The sequence below is a fragment of the Massilia sp. IC2-278 genome, from assembly GCF_020708045.1.
In the GTDB taxonomy this organism is placed as follows: Bacteria; Pseudomonadota; Gammaproteobacteria; order Burkholderiales; family Burkholderiaceae_D; genus Telluria.
The window spans coordinates 61,172-86,503 of record NZ_JAJFES010000007.1 but is presented as its reverse complement, the minus strand read 5'-3'; the positions used below and the strand labels follow the sequence as shown (position 1 = coordinate 86,503).

General features: G+C 63.8%; 20 protein-coding genes and 1 riboswitch. Of the genes, 16 read left to right on the top strand and 4 right to left on the bottom strand.

The genetic code is table 11. From position 1 onward, the window contains the following. Window positions 1–46 precede the first annotated feature (46 nt). A complete protein-coding gene (locus tag LK540_RS15130) occupies window positions 47–2,845 on the bottom strand; it encodes a valine--tRNA ligase (RefSeq protein WP_229438132.1) in 2,799 nt (932 codons plus the stop codon). A 437-nt stretch (window positions 2,846–3,282) separates the two neighbouring features. Further along, window positions 3,283–3,384, top strand: a riboswitch (TPP riboswitch). A 62-nt stretch (window positions 3,385–3,446) separates the two neighbouring features. On the opposite strand from LK540_RS15130, the gene thiC reads away from it, so the two are divergent. From thiC to LK540_RS15060, 13 genes are all read left to right on the top strand, one after another. Further along, a complete protein-coding gene (gene thiC / locus LK540_RS15125) occupies window positions 3,447–5,360 on the top strand; it encodes a phosphomethylpyrimidine synthase ThiC (protein WP_229438131.1) in 1,914 nt (637 codons plus the stop codon). Further along, window positions 5,361–5,564 (top strand): sulfur carrier protein ThiS, encoded by a 204-nt coding sequence (thiS, locus tag LK540_RS15120; RefSeq protein ID WP_229438130.1) that lies wholly within the window; start codon window positions 5,361–5,363, stop codon window positions 5,562–5,564. A gap of 10 nt (window positions 5,565–5,574) precedes the next feature. Continuing rightward, entirely contained in the window at window positions 5,575–6,357 is a 783-nt protein-coding gene (locus LK540_RS15115; protein WP_229438129.1) for a thiazole synthase, read from the top strand. After that, window positions 6,354–7,112 (top strand): hydroxymethylpyrimidine/phosphomethylpyrimidine kinase, encoded by a 759-nt coding sequence (locus LK540_RS15110; RefSeq protein ID WP_229438128.1) that lies wholly within the window; start codon window positions 6,354–6,356, stop codon window positions 7,110–7,112. The genes LK540_RS15115 and LK540_RS15110 overlap by 4 nt, the downstream gene beginning before the upstream one ends. Window positions 7,113–7,123: 11 nt before the next feature. Continuing rightward, window positions 7,124–7,744: a thiamine phosphate synthase gene (thiE, locus tag LK540_RS15105; protein WP_229438127.1), complete on the top strand. Its 621-nt coding sequence runs from the start codon at window positions 7,124–7,126 to the stop codon at window positions 7,742–7,744. A gap of 115 nt (window positions 7,745–7,859) precedes the next feature. Continuing rightward, a complete protein-coding gene (locus LK540_RS15100) occupies window positions 7,860–8,426 on the top strand; it encodes a hypothetical protein (RefSeq protein ID WP_229438126.1) in 567 nt (188 codons plus the stop codon). Then, on the top strand, window positions 8,378–9,472 hold the full coding sequence (locus LK540_RS15095; RefSeq protein ID WP_229438125.1) for a biotin carboxylase: 1,095 nt from the start codon (window positions 8,378–8,380) through the stop codon (window positions 9,470–9,472). The genes LK540_RS15100 and LK540_RS15095 overlap by 49 nt, the downstream gene beginning before the upstream one ends. Before the next feature lie 108 nt (window positions 9,473–9,580). Continuing rightward, a complete protein-coding gene (locus LK540_RS15090; protein ID WP_229438124.1) occupies window positions 9,581–10,048 on the top strand; it encodes a nuclear transport factor 2 family protein in 468 nt (155 codons plus the stop codon). A gap of 123 nt (window positions 10,049–10,171) precedes the next feature. Next, window positions 10,172–10,648, top strand: coding sequence for a chemotaxis protein CheW (locus tag LK540_RS15085; RefSeq protein WP_229438123.1), 477 nt, complete (start codon window positions 10,172–10,174; stop codon window positions 10,646–10,648). A gap of 19 nt (window positions 10,649–10,667) precedes the next feature. Further along, window positions 10,668–12,362, top strand: coding sequence for a methyl-accepting chemotaxis protein (locus LK540_RS25350; RefSeq protein ID WP_307729182.1), 1,695 nt, complete (start codon window positions 10,668–10,670; stop codon window positions 12,360–12,362). 145 nt (window positions 12,363–12,507) lie between these two features. Further along, complete coding sequence (locus tag LK540_RS15070) at window positions 12,508–13,161, top strand: ion channel (RefSeq protein WP_229438122.1); 654 nt, start codon at window positions 12,508–12,510, stop codon at window positions 13,159–13,161. A gap of 71 nt (window positions 13,162–13,232) precedes the next feature. Continuing rightward, on the top strand, window positions 13,233–14,339 hold the full coding sequence (locus LK540_RS15065; protein WP_229438121.1) for an S-(hydroxymethyl)glutathione dehydrogenase/class III alcohol dehydrogenase: 1,107 nt from the start codon (window positions 13,233–13,235) through the stop codon (window positions 14,337–14,339). A 117-nt stretch (window positions 14,340–14,456) separates the two neighbouring features. After that, window positions 14,457–15,098 (top strand): hypothetical protein, encoded by a 642-nt coding sequence (locus LK540_RS15060; protein ID WP_229438120.1) that lies wholly within the window; start codon window positions 14,457–14,459, stop codon window positions 15,096–15,098. 422 nt (window positions 15,099–15,520) lie between these two features. Here the strand turns inward: LK540_RS15060 and LK540_RS15055 are convergent, their stop codons facing one another. Then, window positions 15,521–17,299: a DUF885 domain-containing protein gene (locus LK540_RS15055; protein ID WP_229438119.1), complete on the bottom strand. Its 1,779-nt coding sequence runs from the start codon at window positions 17,297–17,299 to the stop codon at window positions 15,521–15,523. 351 nt (window positions 17,300–17,650) lie between these two features. On the opposite strand from LK540_RS15055, the gene glf reads away from it, so the two are divergent. Together glf and LK540_RS15045 are read left to right on the top strand one after the other, a co-directional pair. Next, window positions 17,651–18,805: a UDP-galactopyranose mutase gene (gene glf, locus LK540_RS15050; RefSeq protein ID WP_229438118.1), complete on the top strand. Its 1,155-nt coding sequence runs from the start codon at window positions 17,651–17,653 to the stop codon at window positions 18,803–18,805. A gap of 177 nt (window positions 18,806–18,982) precedes the next feature. Continuing rightward, the gene (locus LK540_RS15045; RefSeq protein ID WP_229438117.1) at window positions 18,983–21,061 is read left to right on the top strand and encodes a M13 family metallopeptidase; all 2,079 of its coding nucleotides are present in this window, start codon (window positions 18,983–18,985) and stop codon (window positions 21,059–21,061) included. Window positions 21,062–21,361: 300 nt separating this feature from the next. On the opposite strand, the gene LK540_RS15040 is transcribed toward LK540_RS15045, so the two are convergent. Both LK540_RS15040 and LK540_RS15035 read right to left on the bottom strand, forming a co-directional pair. Then, entirely contained in the window at window positions 21,362–21,907 is a 546-nt protein-coding gene (locus LK540_RS15040) for an SRPBCC family protein (RefSeq protein WP_229438116.1), read from the bottom strand. Window positions 21,908–22,104: 197 nt separating this feature from the next. After that, window positions 22,105–22,713, bottom strand: coding sequence for a PEP-CTERM sorting domain-containing protein (locus LK540_RS15035; RefSeq protein WP_229438115.1), 609 nt, complete (start codon window positions 22,711–22,713; stop codon window positions 22,105–22,107). A 216-nt stretch (window positions 22,714–22,929) separates the two neighbouring features. Between LK540_RS15035 and LK540_RS15030 the strand changes: the two genes are divergently transcribed. After that, complete coding sequence (locus LK540_RS15030) at window positions 22,930–25,242, top strand: UvrD-helicase domain-containing protein (RefSeq protein ID WP_229438114.1); 2,313 nt, start codon at window positions 22,930–22,932, stop codon at window positions 25,240–25,242. Window positions 25,243–25,332 lie beyond the last annotated feature (90 nt).

Below are 25,332 nucleotides of genomic sequence, written 5' to 3'. Positions count from 1 at the left end.
AAGCGGCATGACGCTTGTGCGCCATGCCGCTCCCTCATTCACGCTCTCAAGCTGCCTGCAGCTTGGCCAGCTGTTCGCGCATCTTCTCGACCGTTGCCGAGAAGTTTGCGAGGCGTTCCTTTTCCTGCGCGACGACTGCTGCCGGTGCGCGGGCGACGAAGCTTTCGCTAGCCAGCTTGCCGCTGGCCTTAGCGATCTCGCCTTCCAGGCGTCCGATCTCCTTCGACAGGCGCTCGCGCTCGGCGGCGACGTCGATCTCGACCTTCAGCATCAGCTTGGTGGTGCCGACGATCGACACGGCAGCCGGCGATTCCGGCAGGGCGTCGACGATCTGCACTTCGGCGAGTTTGCCGAGCGACTGGATGAAGGGCGCAAAGCCGGCCATGTTGGCGCGGTCATCCGCGTTACCCGGTTCGACGATCAGCGGCACGCGCACCGACGGCGACAGCTTCATCTCGCCACGCAGGTTGCGGGTGGCATTGGTCAAGTCCTTCAGCTGGGCCATCCAGCCTTCGGCGGCCTCGTCGATCAGCGCTTCGTTGGCGATCGGGTAGGGCTGCAGCATGATGCTGTCGCCGGTCTTGCCGGCCAGCGGCGCGATCGCCTGCCACAGCGCTTCGGTCACGAACGGGATCACCGGATGCGCCAGGCGCAGGATCACTTCCAGCACGCGCAGCAGCGTGTGGCGGGTGGCGCGCTGTTGCGCTTCGGTGCCTTGCTGGACCGTGACCTTGGCCACTTCCAGGTACCAGTCGCAGTACTCGTCCCAGACGAACTTGTAGATGGCGGAGGCGATGTTGTCGAAGCGGTAGTCCTCGAAGCCCTTCGCCACTTCAAGCTCAGCGCGGTTCATCAGCGAGATGATCCACTTGTCGGCCTGCGACAGATCGGCCGGATCGGGCTGGCCGCAGTCCTTGCCTTCGGTGTTCATCATCACGAAGCGCGTCGCGTTCCACAGCTTGTTGCAGAAGTTGCGGTAGCCTTCGGCGCGGCCGAGGTCGAAGTTGATGTTGCGGCCCAGCGAGGCGTAGCTGGCCATGGTGAAGCGCACGGCGTCGGTGCCGAACGACGGAATCCCGGTCGGGAATTCCTTGCGCGTGGCCTTGGCGATTTTCTCGGCGGCGCGCGGGTCCATCAGGCCTTGCGTACGCTTGGCAACCAGCGACTCGACGTCGATGCCGTCGATCAGGTCGATCGGGTCGAGGGTGTTGCCCTTCGACTTCGACATCTTCTGGCCCTGCGAATCGCGCACCAGGCCGTGCACGTAGACGGTCTCGAACGGCACCTTGCCGGTGAAGTGCGCGGTCATCATGACCATGCGCGCCACCCAGAAGAAGATGATGTCGAAGCCGGTGACCAGGACCGACGATGGCAGGAACATCTTCATGTCCGGGGTTTCTTCCGGCCAGCCCATGGTCGAGAACGGCACCAGGGCCGACGAGAACCAGGTGTCGAGCACGTCGTCGTCACGGCGCAGTTCGCCCGTGATGCCCTGCGCGGCGGCCTTGGCTTTCGCTTCGTCTTCGTCGCGCGCGACGATGATGTTCCCGGCTTCGTCGAACCAGGCCGGAATGCGGTGGCCCCACCACAGCTGGCGCGAGATGCACCAGTCCTGGATGTTGCCCAGCCACTGGTTGTAGGTCGTGCTCCAGTTCTCGGGCACGAACTTGATTTCGCCGCTGGCGACCTTTTCCAGCGCCACTTCGGTGATCGATTTACCGGGATTGAAGGTGCCTTCCGGCGCCGGCTTGGTCATGGCCACGAACCACTGGTCGGTCAGCATCGGCTCGATGACGACACCGGTGCGGTCGCCGCGCGGGACCATCAGCTTGTGCGGCTTGACTTGTTCCAGCAGGCCGAGCGCTTCGAGGTCGGCGACGATCTGCTTGCGCGCCTTGAAGCGGTCCAGGCCCTGGTACTGGGCCGGGGCATTCTCGTTGATCTTGGCGTCGAGCGTCATGATCGTGATCGGCGCGAGACCCGCGCGCTGGCCGACGGCGTAGTCGTTGAAGTCGTGCGCCGGGGTGATCTTCACGCAGCCGGTGCCGAATTCCTTGTCGACGTAGGAGTCGGCGATGATCGGGATTTCGCGGTCCGTCAGCGGCAATTTGAGCATCTTGCCGTGCAGGTGCAGGTAGCGCTCGTCGGTCGGGTCGACCGCCACGGCGACGTCGCCGAGCATGGTTTCAGGCCGGGTGGTGGCCACCGTCAGCGTGCCGGAACCGTCGGCCAGCGGGTACTGGATGTACCACATCGAGCCGTCTTCCTCGACCGAATCGACTTCCAGGTCGGAGACGGCGGTGCCCAGCACCGGGTCCCAGTTGACCAGGCGCTTGCCGCGGTAGATCAGGCCCTGTTCGTACAGGCGCACGAAGACTTCGGAGACGACTTTCGAGCGCGTCTCGTCCATCGTGAAGTATTCGCGCTGCCAGTCCGGCGAGGCGCCCAGGCGGCGCATCTGGCCGGTAATGGTGTTGCCCGACTTTTCCTTCCACTCCCAGACCTTCTTGATGAATTCCTCGCGGCCGAGGTCGTGGCGCGAGATCTTCTGGGCGTCGAGCTGGCGCTCGACGACGATCTGGGTGGCGATGCCGGCGTGGTCGGTGCCCGGGACCCAGGCGGTGTTATAGCCGCGCATGCGGTAGTAGCGCGTCAGGCCATCCATCACGGTCTGGTTGAACGCATGGCCCATGTGCAGCGTGCCCGTCACGTTCGGCGGCGGCAGCTGGATGCTGAACGATGGTTTGTCGGCGTCGAGGGTGGCGGCGAAGTACCCGCGCTGTTCCCACTCGGCGCGCCAGTATTGTTCGATGTCGGCGGGCTCGAAAGACTTGGCTAATTCCATGATGTGTGGCGGTGTGTTTGGCGAAAAGGGTCATTATAGAGGAGGAGGGCGGCGGTGCGGTCGCGGGCGGTGGGGATTTTCGAGACCGGAATGCGGCGGTACGTGGCGCTGTTGCGTGTGCCTGTATCGGTTTTCATCATCCGCGTGGGCACGGGGTGCCCACCTTACGGGAGAGGTTATCGGTGTAAAAGCCCGCGATGCCACCTGCGCGCTCCGTCGCGACACGTTACGTATCCGGGTTTTGTATGAACTCGCTGATAACGGTGACCGTAGGGTGGGCACTCGTGCCCACGCGGATTCGACCCACCACGAACGCCCCACGCAACAGCGCCACGAACGCCAGCCTACCCACCCCGAGTAGTTGCTTCACACCCCGCTCAATATTTCTTTGCCAACGCCCAATCCACAGGGCTATAATCCGCCCGCTGCCACAAGGCAGCAACCGCTAGGGGTCCTGCGCGTCAATGACGCGCGGGTGAGAAATACCCTCTGAACCTGATCTGGATAATGCCAGCGAAGGGAAGCTTCCGAGATACCGGTCGTGCGCCTGCACGCGCCCATCTTCCGCCTCCTTTGCTGGCTCCTCACGCAAAGGAGCCACATGAACGCCCGCCTGCAATTCGACGCCGCCACCGCCCAGGTAGACAGCGCCGCCATCGCCCCCTTCCCGAATTCGACCAAGGTCTTCATCGAAGGCAGCCGCCCCGATATCCGCGTACCGATGCGCGCCGTCGCGCAAAGCGACACCCCCGCCAGCTTCGGCGGCGAACCGAATCCGCCGGTCTATGTCTACGATACCTCCGGCCCCTACACCGACCCCAGCGCGCAAATCGACATCCGCCGCGGTCTGCCCGCATTGCGCCGCAGCTGGATCGATGAACGCGCCGACACCGAAGAACTCCCCGGCCCAACGTCAACCTATGGCCAGCAACGCCTTGCCGACAAGGATCTCGACGCCCTGCGCTTCGAGCTGACCCGCAAGCCGCGCCGCGCGAAAGACGGCGCAAACGTCACGCAAATGCATTACGCGCGCCGCGGCATCATTACTCCCGAAATGGAATTCATCGCCCTGCGCGAAAACCTGCGCCGCAAGGAATACATCGCCGCGCTGGAAGAGAGTGGCCCCATGGGCAAGCGCACCGCCGAACTGCTGGGCCGCCAGCACCCCGGCCAGTCCTTCGGCGCCGCCATCCCGCATGAGATCACGCCCGAATTCGTGCGCGAGGAAGTCGCACGCGGCCGCGCCATCATCCCCTGCAACATCAACCACCCCGAAAGCGAACCGATGATCATCGGCCGCAACTTCCTGGTGAAGATCAACGCGAACATCGGCAACTCCGCCGTGACCTCGTCGATCGGCGAGGAAGTGGAAAAGATGACCTGGGCGATCCGCTGGGGCGCCGACAACGTGATGGACCTCTCGACCGGAAAGCATATCCACGAAACGCGCGAATGGATCATCCGGAACAGCCCGGTCCCGATCGGCACCGTGCCCCTGTACCAGGCGCTGGAAAAGGTGAACGGCAAGGCCGAGGACCTCACCTGGGAAATCTACCGCGACACCCTGATCGAACAGGCCGAGCAGGGCGTCGACTACTTCACCATCCACGCCGGCGTGCGCCTGGCCTACGTGCCGATGACGGCCAAGCGCCTGACCGGCATCGTTTCGCGCGGCGGCTCGATCATGGCCAAGTGGTGCCTGGCGCATCACCGCGAGTCCTTCCTGTACACCCACTTCGAGGACATCTGCGCCATTATGAAACAGTACGACGTCGCCTTCAGTCTCGGCGACGGCCTGCGCCCCGGCTCGATCTACGACGCCAACGACGAAGCCCAGCTGGCCGAACTGAAAACCCTCGGAGAACTCACGCAGATCGCCTGGAAGCACGACGTGCAGGTGATGATCGAAGGCCCTGGCCACGTACCGTTGCACCTGATCCGCGAGAACATGACCCTGCAGCTGGAGCAGTGCGACGAGGCGCCGTTCTACACGCTCGGGCCGCTGACCACCGACATCGCGCCCGGCTACGACCACATCACCTCCGGCATCGGCGCGGCCCACATCGGCTGGTACGGCACCGCTATGCTGTGCTACGTCACGCCCAAGGAGCACCTCGGCCTGCCCGACAAGAACGACGTCAAGGACGGCATCATCACCTACAAGATCGCCGCGCACGCGGCCGATTTGGCGAAGGGCCACCCCGGCGCCCAGATCCGCGACAACGCGCTGTCGAAGGCGCGCTTCGAATTCCGCTGGGAAGACCAGTTCAACCTCGGCCTCGACCCCGACAAGGCGCGCTCCTTCCACGACGAGACCCTGCCCAAGGATTCCGCCAAGGTCGCCCACTTCTGCTCAATGTGCGGCCCGCATTTCTGCTCGATGAAGATCACGCAGGAAGTGCGCGAGTACGCCGCCACCCATGGTGTGAATGAAGACAAGGCGCTGGCCCAGGGCATGCAGGAAAAGGCGATCGAGTTCGTGCGCGGCGGCGCCAAGCTGTACCGCGAGGTCTGAATGCTGGACATCGAACTCAATGGCGAAGCTTACCGCCTGCCGGCTGGCCAGACGCTGGCCGACCTGGTGCTGGCCCTGAACGTGGGCAGCCAGGCCGTGGCGCTGGCCGTGAACCGGCAAGTGGTGCCGCGCCAGCAGTGGAACGAACGCCTGCTCGTGCAGCAGGACCGGGTAGACATCGTGCGCGCCATCGGTGGCGGCTGAAAGGACACACATGAACAATGATTTCCTCACCATCGCGGGCAAGCGCTACCGTTCGCGCCTGCTGGTCGGCAGCGGCAAGTACCGCGATTTGAACGAGACCCGCGAAGCGACCTTCGCGGCCGAAGCCGAGATCGTGACCGTGGCGATCCGCCGCGTGAACATCGGCCAGGACCCGAACGCGCCCAGCCTGCTCGACGTGCTGCCGCCGAAAGACTTCACCATCCTGCCGAATACGGCCGGCTGCTACACCGCGCAGGATGCCGTCTACACGCTGCAGATGGCGCGCGAACTGCTGGACGGGCACAAACTGGTCAAGCTCGAAGTGCTGGGGGACGAGAAGACCCTGTTCCCGCACATGCCGGAAACGCTGAGGGCGGCGGAGACGCTGGTGCGCGACGGTTTCGACGTGATGGTCTACTGCAGCGACGATCCGATCCAGGCCCGTATCCTGCAGGAGATCGGCTGCGTGGCGGTGATGCCGCTGGCGTCGCTGATCGGTTCGGGCATGGGCATCCTGAATCCCTGGAACCTGTCGCTGATCATCGAGCAGGCGACGGTCCCGGTGCTGGTCGACGCCGGCGTCGGCACGGCATCGGACGCGGCCATCGCCATGGAACTCGGCTGCGACGGCGTGCTGATGAACACGGCGATTGCCGCCGCGCGCGAACCGGTGCGCATGGCGCGTGCGATGAAGCTGGCGGTGCAGGCCGGGCGCGAAGCGTACCTGGCCGGCCGCATGCCGAAGCGCTTCGCCGCCTCGCCGTCCTCGCCGCGCGAAGGGCGCATCACGTGAGCCCTGGGGCCGTGCCGGCCGTGCTGGTCTTCGCCGGGCTCGACCCCAGCGGCGGCGCCGGCCTGGCGGCCGACGTGCTGGCGATTGCCGCGCAGGGCGCGCACGCGCTGCCGGTGGCCACTGCGCTCACCGTGCAGGACAACAACCGCGTGCATGCCGTGCAGGCGGTCGACGCCGGCTTCGTACTAGCCCAGGCGCAAGCGCTGATCGACACCGTCGAAATCCACGCCGTGAAACTCGGCATACCGGGCAGCCGCGCGAATGCCCGCGCGATTGCCGGCCTGCTGCGCGCATTGCGGGCACGCGATCCGCAACTGCCAATCGTGCTCGATCCGGTGCTCGCCAGCGGCCACGGCGATGCGCTGGCCGAAGACGATCCGGTCGCGATCGTGAACGAACTGCTGCCGCTGGCCACGATCGCGCTGCCGAATGAGCCGGAGGCATGCGCGGTGGGCAACTTCCCTTGCGCGCACCTGCTGCTCACCGGCGGCCACGGCGAAGGAAGCGTGGTCGAGAACCGCTGGTACACGCACGGTCAGCTAGTGCGGCGCTGGCGCTGGGCGCGCCTGCCCGGCGCATTCCACGGCAGCGGCTGCACGCTGGCGGCAAGCCTGGCCGGCCGCCTGGCGCATGGCGAAACCATGGCGGCTGCCCTTGGCGCGGCCCAGGCCTACTGCCACGACGCGCTCGCGCGCGCTTTCGCCATCGCCCCGGGCCAGCGCATTCCGCGCCGTTTTCTTCTACCCATCGTCTAAAGGATAGCCACATGCGAGGCCTGTATCTCGTTACTCCCAACTGGAACGACACCGACCGCCTGCTGGCCGCCACCGAAGCGGCCTTGCGCGGCGGTGCGGCGCTGGTGCAGTACCGCCACAAGGATGCCGATGCGGTGCTGCGGATCGAACAGGCGACGGCGCTGCTGGCGCTGTGCCGCCGCCATGGCACGCCGCTGGTCATCAACGACCACGTCGACCTGTGCATGCACCTCGATGCCGACGGCGTGCATGTAGGCGGCACCGACATCGCGGTCGACCATGCGCGGCGCCTGCTCGGCGCGGACAAGATCGTCGGCGCCTCCTGCTACGGCGAGCTGGCGCTGGCGCGCGCGGCGCAGGCGGCCGGCGCCAGTTATGCGGCCTTTGGCGGCTTCTATCCGTCGCCGGTGAAAAAATACACGTTCGTCACCGCGCCGGCGCTGCTGACCGAGGCGCGCGCGGAGCTGGCGCTGCCGCTCGTCGTCATCGGCGGCATGACGCCACAGAATGCAGCACCGCTGGTGGCACGCGGGGCGGATATGGTGGCGGCGATTACGGGCGTCTACGGCGAGGCCGATCCGGAAAGCGCGGCGCGGCGCTTTTCCATGCTGTTCGCAGGAAGGGCAGAATAAGCGGATTGTCAGGTCGACCAAGCATCTATACTTGTGTCACCCAGGTTTGAAGAGGCCTGGCTGTTCAGGAAACTGCCGATCGTGTCGCAGTACGTGCCAGGAAAGGGCGCCCCAAATGCAATGGTCACAATTGAGAAAGCAACTCGGGGATCGCCTTGCCCCTGGCCTGGGCAACAGGCTCGACTTGAACCAGACCCGCTACCGCCATTCCCACGACCAGGAAGGCGAGTTCTGGATGAGCTTTGACAAGGAAAGAATCTTCAGCGCAGGTTCCATGACCTATTTGTCCATGTTGGCAACAACAGCGCGCGCGGCAAACGATCGTGGCGCAAGTTGGGCAGCGGCGTACGACCAGGTCTGGCCGATCATGGAAGCGAGCGGCCACATGCTCCTCGAGAAAATCAACAAGGACTTGCTGGCCAGTCTCAGCATGGCGGTCGAGGACATGTTCGGGCATGCCAACCCGGTGATCCGTGCATTGGCCTTGGCTGACAAACGCTTCGGCAAGCGCCGCCTCGCCGTCTTCGATGCGGCAGGTGAGCATCCGCTGGTCCTGCGCGTCTTCCAACTGCGTTGCCAGGCCGAAGGATTAAAGCCTACCATCCCCGCATCAGACGAAGCAGGAAGGGAAGCATGCGCATTGAAGCCATCAAACAGGACAGTTCCCAACGTATCGCGTTGATTTACCAGGCATTGCCGCCACCCGTCATCGACGGCTTGCGCAAGGACCCGAAACCCGGCGGCTATTCCGACAGCGGCGCCGACATCGCCTTTGCCCTGCGCCAGGCCGGCTACGACATCGTGACGCCGCAAGCCGATCCCGATCCGGCCGACGCCTTTGCCTGGGTCTTCCCCGACACGCGGGAAGGCCTGCTGGCCGCCACCGAAGCAGGTGCCGATATCATCTGGGCCAACACCGTCCTGTTCGCGGGCCATCCGATCGAAGCCTTCCTGGCCAGCCACTTCATCGTCGGCCAGCCGCCCGAACGCCAACAGGCGGTCGACGACAAGTTCGCCACCAATGCGCTTCTGCACGCGGCGGGCTTGCCGGTAGCGCGCTCGCTCCTGGTGGCGCAAGCGGAGAGCGCCGATGCGACCGCGCTGTCCGCGCTGTCGCCGGCGGTCCTGGGCGAACAAGGCCTGGCGTTTCCGCTGGTGGTCAAGCCGGTGCGCGGCCGAGGCAGCCAGGGCGTGTCGCGTGTGGCGGATTGGCCGGCGCTGGCCGACGCCTTGGCGGCTTTGTTCGAGGATGCGCTGTTCGGCGACCGCGCGATCGTCGAGCAGTACCTGGCAGGCGAAGAACTGACCCTGACGGTATTGCCGGCACAGGCAGGCGAGGGCGGCCAGCCGCTGGTGCTGCCGCCGGTGCGGCGCTTCAACCACGCCGACGGCATTGCGCCCTACAACGGCACGGTGGCCGTTACCGCCAACAGCGCCGCCTTGACGCCTGATGAGTGCGCGGCGCAGCCGGTCCGGCGCCTGATGCAGGCCTGTGCGGACACCTTCGTCCGGATCGGCGCGCGGGCCGCGATCCGCATCGATTGCCGCGCCAACGAACAGGGCGACTACCTGATCTTCGACGTCAACATGAAGCCGAACATGACCGGCGCCGGGCGGCCCGGCCGCGACGACCAGGACAGCCTGTCGGCCATTGCCGCGCGTGCGCTCGGCTGGTCGTATGCCGACCTGCTCGCACACATGCTGGCGGGCGCCTGGCGCAACCGCTGATCCCGGCTGGCGCCCCATTCGTCATCGCAGGCCGGCGCTTCGTCGGATAGCGGATGCGAGCGGCGCAGCGCTGCGGCATTGTCGGGTTTTCAAGAAAGGAAACCCGACATGAACACGACATGGATGATGGCGGCCTGCCTGCTGGCGGCCGGCAGCGGCGCATGGGCTGCCGACAAGGCGCCGGCACAGCGTCAGCTCGAAGCCGAGATCGCGGCCGCCGATGCGCACCTGTTCGCGGGGCTGAACCAGCGCGACATCGCGCCGATGAAAGCCGGGTTCAGCACCCGCCTCGAGTTCTATCACGACCGCACCGGCCTCACCGGCTACGCCGAGAACATCGCCGCCTTCGAGCAGAATTTCCGGGCGCCGAACCGGATCCGGCGCGACGCCATGCCTGAGACGGTCGAGGTCTTCCCGGCCGGCCCGAACCACGCCATGCATATCGGCCAGCATCGCTTCTGCAACCAGCCGTCGCCGGCGGAGAAAGAGGAGTGCAGCATCTACCGCTTTTCCATGGTGTGGGAACGCGAGGACGGCCAGTGGAAACTGCTGCGCGTGCTGAGCTACGACCATTAACATTCATATCACTCTTAGTTGCACCAGCGAGACAGCAATACAGCTGGCCGCGCATTCCTTGTTTATTGCTGCAAAGCAAAAATATATAATGGCCCGGACTTTTCTTACTTCTCTGGACCGCAAATGGACAATACCTTGATGAACGATGGCGTGCTCGAAGCCCTGGCTTTCAAGCTTGGCAACGAAGAATACGGCATCAAGATCCTGAAAGTGCAGGAGATCCGCGGCTACGAATCCGTGACCCGCATTGCCAGCGCGCCCGAGCACGTGAAGGGCGTGGTCAACCTGCGCGGCACCATCGTGCCGATCGTCGACATGCGCATCAAGTTCAACTTGGGCACGCCGACCTACAACCAGTTCACCGTCGTCATCATCCTGAACATCCAGGACCGCGTGGTCGGCATGGTGGTCGATTCGGTGTCGGACGTGATTTCGCTGACCGCCGACCAGATCAAGCCGGCCCCGGACATGGGCGGCGCACTGAATACCGATTACCTGATCGGCCTGGGCACGGTCGACGAGCGCATGATCATCCTGGTCGACATCGACCGCCTGATGTCGTCCGAGGAAATGGGCGTCATCGATAGTATCGCGTCCTGACGCGGCGCCGGAGCAGACGATGAAACAGATGAAGGTGGGAACCCGCCTGGCGCTGGGTTTCGCGCTGGTGCTGGCCATGCTGGTGGCCGTGATCGTCCTCGGCATCAGCAAGCTCGGCGCGCTCAACGATGGCACCCGGCTGATGGCAACCGATGCGTACCCGAAGGTGGTGCTGGCGCAGAGCCTGGCCGACCGCATCAACCGCACCGCGCGCACCGTGCGCGACGTGCTGCTGGTGAACGATCCGGAAGCGAACAAGAAGAACTTCACGGCCCTGGCCACCGCGCGCAAGGAATCCGACGAGATGTTCGGCAAGCTGGGCACGCTGATCAAGTCGGAAAAGGGCGTCCAGAACCTGCAGATCTATAAGGCCGCCTATGCCGAGTACATCGCCGCGATGGACGAGGTGCTCAAGCTGCACGCCGGCGGCGACCGCGATGCCGCCACCGCCTACCTGATGGGGCCCGCACGCAAGCTGCAAAGCGCGGTCTTCATCGCCTCGAACGAGGTGATCGAGCACCAGGGCGGCACCATGCAGACCACCTATGACGCGGCCGAGCAGACCTATGTCACTGGCCGCAACGCGATGCTGGCCCTGGGCGCGCTGGCGCTGGTGGCCGGCATCGTGGCCGCCACCATGATCACGCGCCGCCTGCTGAAGCAGCTCGGCGGCGAACCGGCCTACGCGGCCGAGGTCGCGGGCCAGATCGCGGCCGGCAATCTCGCCGTCGACATCCACACCGGCGCCAGGGACCGTACGAGCCTGCTGTATGCGATCAAGACCATGCGCGACAGCCTGGCTGGCATCGTCAGCCAGGTGCGCAGCAGCACCGAGACGATTGCCACCGCCTCGGCCCAGATCAATGCCGGCAACCAGGACCTGTCAAGCCGCACCGAACAGCAGGCGTCCTCGCTCGAGGAAACCGCGTCCTCGATGGAAGAGCTGACCTCGACCGTGCGCCAGAACGCCGACAACGCGCGCCAGGCGAACGGCCTGAGCGCCGCTGCCTCGAGCGTGGCCGTGCGCGGCGGCGACGTCGTGGCGCAGGTGGTCGAGACCATGGGCGCGATCAACGAGTCCTCGCGCAAGGTGGTCGACATCATCGGCGTCATCGACAGCATCGCCTTCCAGACCAACATCCTGGCCCTGAACGCGGCGGTGGAAGCGGCGCGCGCCGGCGAGCAGGGACGCGGCTTCGCGGTCGTGGCCTCCGAGGTGCGCAACCTGGCCCAGCGTTCGGCCGGCGCCGCGAAAGAGATCAAGGAACTCATCGGCGCCTCGGTCGAGCGGGTCGACGCCGGCAGCGCGCTGGTGGCGCAGGCCGGATCGACGATGCAGGAAGTGGTCGAGAGCGTGCGCCGCGTGAGCGACGTGGTGTCCGAGATCAGCGCAGCCACGTCCGAGCAGAGCCAGGGCATCGAGCAGGTGAACGGCGCCATCGCCCAGATGGACGAAGTAACCCAGCAGAATTCGGCCCTGGTCGAAGAAGCGGCGGCGGCTGCCGAGTCGATGCAGGACCAGGCCGCAAGGCTGGCCGAGCTGGTAGCCGTGTTCCGCCTGGCCGAAGGGCAAGGCGTGGCTGCCGTGCCGGTGCGCCCGGCCGTATCGAAGCTGCCGGCCCCGGCGCCAGCCAAACGCCCACCCGCCGCCCGGCCGCAAGCGCCTGTGCGCAAGGAGCCGGTAGTGAGCGGCAGCGACTGGGAAGAGTTCTGACCCCATCCGTGCAACATGCCAGACCCGCCCGCGAGGCGGGTTTTTTGTGGGCATCGCCATCGGATCGTGCCAGCATCTTGCCGCGCTTTGCTTACAATAGGCGCACTTCGACCCTGACCGAACAAGAACGATGCGCCTGCTCCGCATGCTTGCCCATACCCGGCGCCACCCGTCCGCCATCCTGCTGATGGCGCAGCTGCTGGGCATGGCGCTGTATCCCTTCCTCGAACGCACCCAGTTCGGCCACTTCGCCTTCAATGCCTTCGGCATCGTCATCCTCACCTTCACCACCAACATGGTGCGCCGCACGCCGGGCCACACCTGGATCAGCGCCACACTCGCGGTTCCGATCATCGCGCTGCTGTCGGCCCAGATGCTGTTCGGTCTCGCCTACCTGCAGCCCTGGTCATCGGGCCTGGAAGCGTTTTTCTATTTCTACGCGGCCGGCAGCCTGATCGCCTACATGCTGGAAGACCGCAAGGTCACGCGCGACGAGCTGTTCGCCGCCGGGGCCACCTTTACCTTGCTGGCCTGGGGCTTTACCCACCTGTACATCGTGGTGCAGGCGCTGGTGCCGGGCTCGTTTGCCTCGGCGGTGAACGGCGATTTGCCGCGCACCTGGACCGAGCTGAATTACCTGAGCTTCGCGCTGCTGTCGAGCACCGGCATCGGCGACGTGATTCCGATTACCGTGCATGCGCGCGCAATCACGAGCATCGAAATGTTCGTCGGCGTGATGTACCTGGCCTCGGTGGTCGCGCGCCTGATCGGGCTGACGATGCAGCCTTCGTCCAAATAGGAGAGGGCGCGGCAAGCTTCGCCCCGGCTTGGTATGATGGCAAAATTCTTTTTCTTACATAGGAAGCACGCATGAAAACCAAGGCAGCGATTGCATGGAAAGCGGGTCAGCCGCTGACGATCGAGGAAGTCGAACTCGACGGCCCGCGCGCGGGCGAGGTACTGGTCGAAGTCAAGGCCACCGGCATCTGCCACACCGACTACTACACGCTGTCGGGCGCCGATCCGGAAGGCCTGTTCCCTGCGATTCTCGGCCATGAAGGCGCGGGCGTCGTGGTCGACGTCGGCCCGGGCGTCACCAGCGTCAAGAAGGACGATCACGTCATTCCGCTGTACACGCCGGAATGCCGCCAGTGCAAGTTCTGCCTGTCGCAGAAGACCAACCTGTGCCAGGCGATCCGCTCCACGCAAGGCCGTGGCCTGATGCCCGACGCCACCTCGCGCTTCTCGCTCGACGGTAAGCCGATCTACCACTACATGGGTACCTCGACCTTCTCGAACTACATCGTGGTTCCGGAAATCGCGCTGGCCAAGGTGCGCTCGGACGCGCCGTTCGACAAGATCTGCTACATCGGCTGCGGCGTGACCACCGGCATCGGCGCCGTGATCTTCACGGCGAAAGTGGAAGCGGGCGCCAACGTGGTCGTGTTCGGCCTGGGCGGCATCGGTTTGAACGTGATCCAGGCGGCCAAGATGGTGGGCGCGGACAAGATCATCGGTGTCGATTTGAACCCGGCGCGCGAAGAGATGGCGCGCAAGTTCGGCATGACCCACTTCATCAACCCGACCCAGGTGGAGAACGTGGTCGACGCCATCGTCCAGCTGACCGACGGCGGCGCGGATTACAGTTTTGAATGCATCGGTAACGTCAACACCATGCGCCAGGCGCTGGAGTGCTGCCACAAGGGCTGGGGCCAGTCGATCATCATCGGCGTGGCCGAAGCCGGCGCCGAGATCTCGACCCGTCCATTCCAGCTGGTGACCGGCCGCGAATGGAAGGGTTCGGCCTTCGGCGGCGCCCGCGGCCGTACCGACGTGCCGAAGATCGTCGACTGGTACATGGAAAACAAGATCAACATCGACGATTTGATCACCCACCACCTGCCGCTGGACCGCATCAACGAAGGCTTCGATTTGATGAAGTCGGGCGAGTCGATCCGCTCGGTCGTGGTGTACTGATTCCGCTGTCAATCTGTCGCCTGTTCCGCGAAAGCGACCGTTCGTCGCAGAATGCGGGCAGGCGCCAGCCGCCTGTTCTACTCTTTCTCCATCGACAATCCATTCATGGAGAAAGACATGCCCACCTCTCGTTTCGCTTCCCGTTCCCTGACCCGTCCACTGCTGCTGGCCGTGCTGGCCGGCGCTTGCGCGCTGCCCCTGCTGCCGGCCCATGCGCTGGGCGGCGACAACGACGTGACGATCAGCCGCACCATGACCGTCCGCGACGGCGGCGAACCGTTCGCGCTGGTACGCGACGGCGGCAACGTCATCACGGGCAATGACGCCGACCAGAAACGCGTTAAGGAACTGAAGCGCAGCGTGAAGGGCGACTTCCTCTGGTTCCGCGACGGCGGCAAGGAATACATCGTGCAGGACCCAGCCGCCCTGCAGCGCATGGACGCGGCATGGGCGCCGATGAAGGAACTGGGCGCCCAGATGGGCCAGCATGGCGCCGAGATGGGCCGCCAGGGCGGTTCGATGGGTTCGCTCGGCGCGAAGATGGCGCTGGCTGCAGTGACCTTCAATGCCGACAAGATGGAAGCGATCGGCAAGCAGATGGAAGACGCGGGCAAGCCGATGGAAGCGACCGGCAAGAAGATGGAAGCGGTCGGGAAGAAGATGGAAGGGGTGCAGAAGGAGGCCGAACGCACGGCGCGTGGCGTGATTGCCGAGTCGCTGCGTAATGGGACGGCGAAGCCGGTAACGACGCGCGGCTGATTTGTCTGCTGAATGAAAAGGCCGGGATGCTTGCGCATTGCCGGCCATTTTTTTCGGCCTGCGGCTTCGTTCGATGTGTTCGTGGATGCTTGCGCATGCCGATCATTTTTTTGGCTTGCAGCTTCAACCGTACGGTGGGCACCCCGTGCCCACGCGGTTACGTGCATTTCCTTGCACCGCCGGCGGCTCCGACTCGCTCGCGAAACATGAGACGGACGAAACGCATGCATGTCGTGCCGTCCGTGGCTGAATTCGCGAGCGAGAATTTACGGCCATGGGTGTAATCACGCGCACGTAACCGCGTGGGCACTTCGTGTTTGAGGCCCCCAGCCTCAAACACCCCACCGTACGGTCAATGCCGCCGCAAATAACAATGGCCGGGATGCGCGAGCACCCCGGCCATTCTCTTGCATCGATGCCGCTTACTTGCGCATCGCCGGCACAAATTCCTCCATCACCGCCTTGCGCAGCAGCGCAGGCGGCACCAGCCCCTGGGCCAGCACGAAGTCGTTGAATTTCTGGCGGTCGAACTTGTTGCCCAGCGTCACTTCGGCCGCCTGGCGCGTTTCCATCAAACGCTGGTAGCCGTAGAAGTAAGACGTCGCCTGCCCCGGCGCGCGGAAGGTGTAGCGCTGCATTTCCTGGGTGGCCATACCCTCCGACAAGCCGACATCCGACATCAGGAAGGCCTTCACGCCCTCAGGCGTGATTTCACCCAGGTTCACCATCGGATCGAGGAAGGCGCGGGCGGCGCGCATGGCGCGGGCTTGCAGGGCGAACAGCTGGCCGTCGAGCGGTTCGTAAGGCTGCATTTCCGCTTCCGCATACAAGGCCCAGCCCTCCACGTTGACGCTGTTGAAGGCGAACACCGCGCGCGCCGTCGAGACGCCGGTCTCGATCATCTTGGCAAATTGCAGTTCATGGCCCGGGCGCGCTTCGTGCGCCGTGATCGACCAGGTGCCGGCTTCGTGGGTGAAGTCGTCGAACACCATCGTCTTGCCGGAAGCATCCGGCGGCATGCCCGTGGTCAGCACGAATTCGCCGTATTCGCCGGTGTTGCCGATCAGGCGAGGCGGGCTCATGTGCGGCGCCGGCTGCTGGGCGTTCTCGGCGGCAGTGGCCAGGCGGATCACGGCCTTGCGCTGGGGCAGGGTGACGATGTGCTGCTCGCGCGCGGCGGCTTCCAGCGATGCCAGGCGCTGGGCATAGATCGGCATCACTTTATCCAGCGGAATCTGGTCTTTCTTCAACTGCAGCATCACGGCGCGGTAGTCGGCATCCTTGAAGCCGCGTTCCTTGGCGATCAGGCCGGCGGTGATCTGCATCTGGTTGCGGATCTCGGCGAACGAGGTCAGCGACTTGGCGATCAGTTCCTGCGGGCTGATGTCGACGCCGAACTCGCGCAGGTTGTTCGCGTACACCTCGGCCGGCAGGCGGTGATCCGTACGCGCGCGCGGCAGCAGCTCGGCCTTCAGGCGCGCGTTATAAGCGGTGAGCTGTTGTTCCAGCGTACCGAAGCTCTTTTCCCAGCCTTGCAGGCCGCTCTTGGCCAGCAGGTCGCGCATGCCCTTGATCAGGGTCGGGGCGTCGTTCAGCGATTGCTCGATTTCGCCTTTGTACGGGCCGAGCAGATTCTTGTTGGCCTTCAGGCGCTCCTGCAGGCGCTCGTGCGCCAGGTCGGTAACCGGGCGGTAACCCTTGGCCAGGCCGGCGTACTTCTCCAGGCGCACGAGCAGGGTCTGCTGGCGGTCTTTCGGGATGCGCGGGTCGAGCGTGGCGCGCATCACGCCGAACATCATGCCGGTCAGGTCGATGAAGGGCATGAAGTACTTGCGGTCGAGGGCGGCGGTGCGGATCTGGTCGTTGGCCTTGCCGATCAGGATTTCCAGGTCCTGCTTCACCTTCGGATCGGACTCGGCTTTCAGGCGCTTCTGGTATTCGGCAATCGCGGCACGCAGGTCCTTGTTGGTGGCCTCGAACTGGTCGCGCGACATGTCGGTGATCTGTTCATCGTAGCCTTCCACGCCCAGGTTGCTGGCGCCTTCCGGCGAATACTTGGCCAGCACGTTCAACAAGACCTTGGCGTTGTCGTTGCTCTTGGTAACCCATGCCGGTTCCGCAGCGAAGGCGGCGGCAGGGAAGGCGAGGGCGGCAGCGACCAGGCTGCTCAGGACGGTACGGACCAGTGGGCGGGTAGACAACGTTCACTCCTTTTGACGGTTTGACTCGAAATGCATTGCACAGTGCACCAGGCGGCGGCATGCGCATGCCATGCCCGCCAGTATGCCTGCATACACCATTTCATTGCTCATATGCATGTGCAAAAAAACAAAATGTTGTCTGTTGCACAAATACGTCGTGTGCTCAATCGAACATAGCAAAAATGCACAACTCCGTATAATCGTCCTGATCACGGCCTGCCGCTGGCAGCCGCGTCCAACAGCTGGGGCCGCTAGTTTTCCTTGTCGAGCGGCAAGCCAGGCAAATAACAACATGCGGACGCCGGGTCAATACCGCCGTAAGAGATGGCACATAAACATTTAGGAAATCAAATGACAAAGAATATCGCCATTGTCGGCGCTGGGTTCTCCGGAGCTGTCATCGCCAACCAGCTCGCTGCAGCCGGTCACAAGGTCACCATCTTCGAATCGCGTCCCCATATCGCGGGCAACTGCCACTCGGAACGCGATGCCGAAACCGGCGTCATGGTGCACGTGTACGGCCCCCACATCTTCCATACCGATAACGAACGCGCCTGGGAATTCGTGAACCGCTACGCCGAGTTCAAGCCCTACGTGAACCGCGTCAAGGCCATCACCAACAAGCAGGTGTTCACCCTGCCGATCAACCTGCTGACCATCAACCAGTTCTTCGGCAAGACCTTGCGTCCGAAGGAAGCCCAGGAATTCCTGGCCGAGCTGGGCGACAAGACCATTGAAGACCCGCAAACCTTCGAAGACCAGGCCCTGCGCTTCGTCGGCCGCGAGCTGTACGAAGCCTTCTTCAAGACCTATACCGTCAAGCAATGGGGCCTGCAGCCGTCGGAACTCCCGGCCAGCATCCTGAAGCGCCTGCCGGTGCGTTTCAACTACGACGACAACTACTTCAACCACAAGTACCAGGGCATGCCGGCCGAAGGCTACACCGCACTGGTGGAAAACATCCTGAAGGTCGATAACGTCACCGTGCACCTGAACACCCGCTTCGACCCGGCCCAGAAATCGGAATACGACCACGTGTTCTACAGCGGCCCGATCGACGCCTGGTTCGGCCACGTGGAAGGCCGCCTGCCTTACCGCACCCTGGACTTCGAAATGTTCCGCGACACCGGCGACTACCAGGGCAATGCCGTCGTCAACTACTGCGACGACGAACAGCCTTACACCCGCATCACCGAGCACAAGCACTTCTCGCCGTGGGAACAGCACGAAGGCACGGTCCTGTACAAGGAATTCAGCCGCCAGTGCGGCGAAGACGACATTCCCTACTATCCGATCCGCATGGCGCGCGACAAGGAACAGCTCGAACGCTACGTCAAGCTGGCGCAGAACGAGCCGAACGTCACCTTCGTCGGCCGCCTGGGCACCTACCGCTACCTCGACATGGACGTCACCATCAACGAAGCGCTGATTACGTCCGACAAGTTCCTGGAAACGGCGAACGGCAACGGCAAGATGCCGGCCTTCGTGATCGATCCGCTGGCCTGATAAGAGTAACAGCCGGCCTTGTCGCCGGCTGGAAACGCATCGATGAAGCCGCTGCCTGCATGGGCAGCGGCTTTTTTCATGGGCGCCGGCAAAACGCGAGGTCAGCCCCGTGTTTGATATTGCTTAGGCAATATTTATGTGTCAGCATGCGTAGTCAATTTTTCGGAAAACCTTCCCATGCGTCACCTCACTCGTATCGCCCTGGGCATCTCGCTCGCCGGCTCCGCCGCGTTCGCCTCCGCCCAAACCTCCCAACCCACCCAGGCTGAGCAGCCGGCCACCACCTTCCCCTACACGCCCGGCCTCGACGTGCGCTCGATGGACAAGAGCGCCGACCCCTGCGTCGACTTCTACCAGTACGCCTGCGGCGGCTGGATGAAGAACAATCCGGTCCCGAGCGACCAGGCGCGCTGGTCGGTGTACAGCAAGCTGGCGCAGGACAACCAGCGCTACCTGTGGGGCATCCTCGACGGCCTGGCGAAACAGAAGGAAGGCCGCAGCGTCACCCAGCAAAAGATCGGCGACTACTTCGGCGCCTGCATGGACGAAGCCGCGATCGCCAAGCGCGGCGCCGCGCCACTGGCGCCCTGGATGGAACGCATCGACGCCATGAAGTCGACGCGCGACTTGTCGCAGGTGCTGGCCGCGCTGCACCTGGGCCTGTCGAGCGACGACTTCTTCTTCGGCTTCAGCTCGAACCAGGACTTCGGCGACTCGACCCGCGTGATCGCCTTTGCCGGCGCCGGCGGCCTGGGCCTGCCGGACCGCGACTACTACGTGAAGACCGACGCCCACTCCAAAACCCTGCGCAGCAAGTACGAAGCCCACATCGCCACCATGTTCGGCCTGGCCGGCGAGAGCGAGGCAGCGGCGAAACGCTCGGCCGCCACCGTGATGCGCATCGAAACCGCGCTGGCGAAAGCATCGCTGACCCGCGTCGAGCAGCGCGATCCCTACAATCTCTTTCACAAGGCCAGCCTGAAGCAGGTGCAGGCGATGACGCCGGGCTTCGACTGGAAGGCTTACCTGGCTGCCGTCGGCCAGTCCGATGTGAACGACTTTAATGTCACCGAACCTAAATTCTTCAAGGAATTCGCGAAGCAATTGAAGAGCCAGGACCTGGCCGCCATCAAGACCTACCTGCGCTGGCACGTGCTGCAAGACATGGCGCCGGCCCTGTCGCCGCAGTTCGACGAGCCGCATTTCGCCTTCTTCATGCAAACCCTGCGCGGCGTGGAAAAGCAGCAGCCGCGCTGGAAGCGCTGTGTGCAGCTGGTCGACCACCAGCTCGGCGAAGCGCTGGGCCAGGAGTTCGTCAGCCGCGCGTTCTCTCCGGAACTGAAGGCGAAGTCGCTGCACATGACGCGCCAGGTAGAAGAAGCGATGGCGAAGGACATCGACTCGCTGGAATGGATGAGCGCGGAAACCAAGCAGCGCGCCCGCGAAAAGCTCGACACCATCGTCAACAAGATCGGCTACCCGGACACCTGGCGCGATTACTCGGCCTTCGAGGTCAAGGCCGATGATTTCGCCGGCAACGTGGTGCGCGGCACGACCTTCGAGAACCGGCGCCAGCTGGCCAAGATCGGCAAGCCGCTCGACCGCGCCGAATGGCTGATGACGCCGCCGACGGTGAACGCCTACTTCAACCCGCAGATGAACGACATCAACTTCCCGGCCGGCGTGCTGCAACCGCCGCTGTTCGACCCGAAGATGGATGACGCGCCGAACTACGGCAACACCGGCGGCACCATCGGCCACGAACTGACCCACGCCTTTGACGACGAAGGACGCCAGTTTGATTCGAAGGGGAATCTGAAGGACTGGTGGACGAAGAAGGACGGCAAGGCCTTCGAGGAGCGCGCCCAGTGCATCGTCGACCAGTACGCCCAGTACACGGTGGTCGACGACATCAAGATCAACAGCAAGCTGACCCTGGGTGAAGACGTGGCCGACCTCGGCGGCCTGATCCTAGGCTGGATGGCGTGGAAGACACAGATGGCGAGCATGCCGCAGCAGGCCCAGCCTCCACGCGATGGCCTGTCGCCAGAGCAGCGTTTCTTCGTCGGCTTCGCACAATGGGCTTGCGAAAACGACCGGCCGGAAAACTTGCGCGTGTCGGCCGCAACCGATCCTCACTCGCCGGGCAAGTACCGGGTGAATGGTGTCGTGATCAACATGCCGGAGTTCGAAAAGGCCTTCAATTGCAAGCCGGGCCAGCCGATGGCGGCGGTGAAGCGGTGCCGGGTGTGGTGATAGGGCCGTCAGCCTGAACTCCGGCTAGTGGCCTCAACCGTAGGGTGGGCACTCTGTGCCCACGCGGTTACGTGCCCGTGCTTGTTGTGTTGGCCGAAATCTATCGCTCGCAAAAATATGCATTGAACGTCAACGGCGACACGTTCCGGTTTTCGTTCGATGATTCGAGCGATATGCCGCAGCCAGCGGTGCAAGGATGCGCACGTAACCGCGTGGGCACGGGGTGCCCACCGTACGGGAGACGAAGCCGACATAAAAAACGCCACCGTTCAGGTGGCGTTTCATTTTCAACCTGGCAAATCAATGCTGGTTGATCTTCCCACGCCACGCCCCCGTTTCCGAGCCACGCTTTTCCAGCAATTCCTTGAAGTTCGACAGGTTGCTGCGCGCTTCCATGCGCACGGCGCCCAGTGCGTCGCCAATCTGCTCGAGCACGCCTTCCGGTTCGTAATCCATCTGCAGGGTCACGCGGGTGACGTTGTCGGAAATCTTGTGGAAGGTGACCACGCCGCCATTGCGCACGCCGCCGATGCTGCGCCAGGCGATGCGCTTGTCCGGGATTTGCTCGGTGATCTCGGCATCCCATTCCTTGTCTTCGCCGGCAACGTTGGCTTTCCAGTGCAGGCGCTTGTCGTCGAGCTGGCGGATTTCCTTGACGCTCTTCATGAACTGCGGGAAGTCTTCGAACTGGGTGAACTGGTTATAGGCAACGCTATCCGGCACGTTCACTTCGATGGCTTCGATAATGGCCGAACTGCCGCTCGAATCCTGTTTTCCTTTGATTTTTTTCGACAGCAACATCCCGCCGACAGCCAGTGCGGCAACGGTAACAACTCGATTCAGCATGTGATCCTCCTTGAAGTTGGGTCGTAGTGGTCCACGCGATCCCTTCGCGTATTTGCACTTAAGTTAAGCCAAATCCGGAACAAGGGGCGCGCGGGAGGGGCGCATGCCGATACGGCTGAGCTATCGGAAACCTTTGATTTTCCTGGGGAAAATAAAAACGGCAGCCTCGGCTGCCGTTTCGGGAAAGCGTAATCGGCTCAGGCCGGCTTGCGGCGCCGCGCGGCGGCCATGCCGGCCAGGCCCAGGCCCAGCAGGCCGATCGACACCGGCTCCGGCACCTCGGCGTAGGTCACGGTCAGGTAGGCGGCGTGGCCGGAGCCGCGCAAGACCGGCTCGTAGTCGTTCCAGCCGTCGCCGCTCAACACCACAGTCAGGCGACCGTCGCTCATGACCGGCTTGCCCAGCTTCCAGGTCTGGTAGCTGTTCAACGTTGCCTGCGAAGCGGTATTGCTGGCCAGTACGGGACCGATGTCGGTGTAGCGGACGACGCTCGAGGACTCCCAGGTATTGTCGAGGCCGAATGCGGCGCCGATGGTGCCGTCGGCATCGGTGAAGTTGTGGAAGGCCGAGAACTCGACCGAACTGATCTTCTTGCCCTGCAGGCTGCCCAGGTCGAAACCGAACAGCGAGGAATAGGTGCCCATCATGTTGGTGCCGACCCAGCGGTACCAGACGTTCCATTCATTGCTGGCGCCGTCACCGACGGAAGCGTCCCGGTCTGCTCCGATCGTGATCACGGCGGCCTGGGCGGCGTTCAGGGACAGCAGGGCAAGGGCTGCGCCTGCGAGGAAAGATTTGATCTGCATTTCAGGAATCCGGTACTGGAATAATTATCTGCGTCAGGCAAGCAATATCAGTGCCACAAATAAATTTACCTTTTCGATCAACGGTTTATTTACTGGCGGTTACTCCGGTCCTCGTGGAATGTAAAATTATCCGACAGTAATATTTTGATAATGCCGGGCGCGCTTTTCGCTGCAGCTGGATGGGCATACAGTACATCCCAACGGTATAATGGCCGCATGCAGAACCTCCTTCACAACCTCAATCCCGAACAACTCGCGGCCGTGACCCTGCCTTCGCAGAGCGCGCTGATCCTGGCGGGGGCCGGCTCGGGCAAGACCCGTGTGCTGACCACGCGCATCGCCTGGCTGATCCAGACCGGGCAGGTATCGCCGGCCGGCATCATCGCGGTGACGTTCACGAACAAGGCGGCGAAGGAGATGCTGACGCGTCTGTCGACCATGTTGCCGATCAATACGCGCGGTATGTGGATCGGCACTTTCCACGGCCTGTGCAACCGCCTGCTGCGCACCCATTACAAGGATGCGGCGCTGCCCCAGTCGTTCCAGATCCTCGACTCGCAAGACCAGCTGTCGTTGATCAAGCGCATGCTCAAGGCACACAACGTCGACGACGAAAAATACCCGGCCAAGGCGCTGATGTACTACATCAACAACGCCAAGGACCAGGGCCTGCGCGCCGGCCAGCTCGAGCCGAACGATCCGATCGAGCGGCGCATGATCGAGCTCTACGAACTCTACGACCAGCAATGCCACAAGGAAGGCGTGGTCGACTTCGCCGAGCTGCTGCTGCGCGCCTACGAACTGCTGTCGCGCAACGGGCCGCTGCGCCACCACTACCAGATGCGTTTCCGCCACATCCTGGTCGACGAGTTCCAGGATACGAACGATTTGCAGTACAACCTGTTGAAGCTGCTGGCCGGCCACTCCGAAGAAGGCGGCGGCGCCATCTTTGCCGTCGGCGACGACGACCAGAGCATCTATGCCTTCCGCGGCGCGAATGTCGGCAACATGCAGGCCTTCGAGCGCGATTTCCGCGTCCAGAACCTGATCAAGCTGGAGCAGAACTACCGCTCCTACGGCCACATCCTCGACAGCGCCAACTTCCTGATTGCCAACAATGCCAAGCGCTTGGGCAAGAACCTGCGTACCGACATGGGGCAGGGCGAGCAGGTACGTGTGTACGAAGCTTCGTCCGACCTGGAAGAAGCGCAGTGGATCATCGAGGAAACCAAGAGCCTGGTGGCCGACGGCATGCCGCGCAGGGAAGTGGCGATCCTGTACCGCTCGAACGCGCAAAGCCGGGTGATCGAGCACGCGCTGTTCGCGGCCGGCTTGCCGTATACCGTGTACGGCGGCCTGCGCTACTTCCAGCGCGCCGAGGTCAAGCATGCGATTGCCTACCTGCAGCTGATGGACAATCCGCACAACGATTCGGCCTTTTTGCGCGTGGTGAATTTCCCCACCCGCGGCATCGGCGCCCGTTCGATCGAGCAATTGCAGATGGCGGCCGACAGCTACGGCATTTCGCTGTACGCGGCCGTGCCCTACATGACCGGCAAGGCCGGCACCTCGCTCGGCGGCTTCGTGCGGCTGATCGAGGGCGCGCGCTTCGAAACCCAGCAACTGCCGCTGCCGGAAATGGTGGGCGTGGTGCTCGAGCGCAGCGGCCTGATCGAGTTCTATAAGAAGGAAAAGGAAGGCGCCGACCGCATCGAGAACCTGGAGCAGATGGTCAATGCGGCGACCCAGTTCGTGCAGGAAGAAGGTTTCGGCGTGGCGGCGCCAGCCCATCTCGGCCCGCAGGCGCTGCCGCAGGCCGGCGAAGCCATCGTCAGCCAGGACGGTATCGAGGTGCTCGATGCCGAGGCGCCATTGCCTACCGTGATGTCGCCCCTGTCCGCCTTCCTCACCCACGCCTCGCTGGAAGCCGGCGACGCCCAGGCCCAGGCCGGCCAGGACGCGCTGCAACTCATGACCGTGCACTCGGCCAAGGGCCTGGAATTCGACGCCGTGTTCATCACCGGCCTGGAAGAAGGCCTGTTCCCGCACGAAAGCAGCTCGCGCGAGCTCGATGGCGTGGACGAAGAGCGGCGCCTGATGTACGTGGCGATCACGCGCGCGCGCAAGCGCCTGTACATGAGCTTTACCCAGCAGCGCATGCTGCACGGCCAGACCCGCTTCAACATGAAGTCGCGCTTCTTCGACGAACTGCCGGAAGAATCGCTGAAATGGCTGTCGCCGCGCGTGCAGGGCCACTGGTTTGCCAACAAGAAGGCGGCCACCGCCTGGGACGACGCCGCCTTCCGGAACGGCAGCGACAACAAGATCGCCCAGCAGATCACGCAGAAGTCGGGCGGCGGCTCGGGCTGGCGCATCGGCGAAACCGTGGCGCACGCCAAGTTCGGCGAAGGCGTGATCGTGAATATCGAAGGCGGGGCAGGGGCGGCGCGGGCCCAGATCAACTTCGGGCCGGCCGGCGTGAAGGTGCTCGACTTGTCGGTGGCCAAGCTGGAGCGGGTGTCGCGCTAGGCTAAAGGCCACCGAATGCCATGTACGGCCTGAATTAGCCCGGCTTACGATTGTTGCAGCTTCGTAAGCTGGGCTAATTTCGCTGCGTCT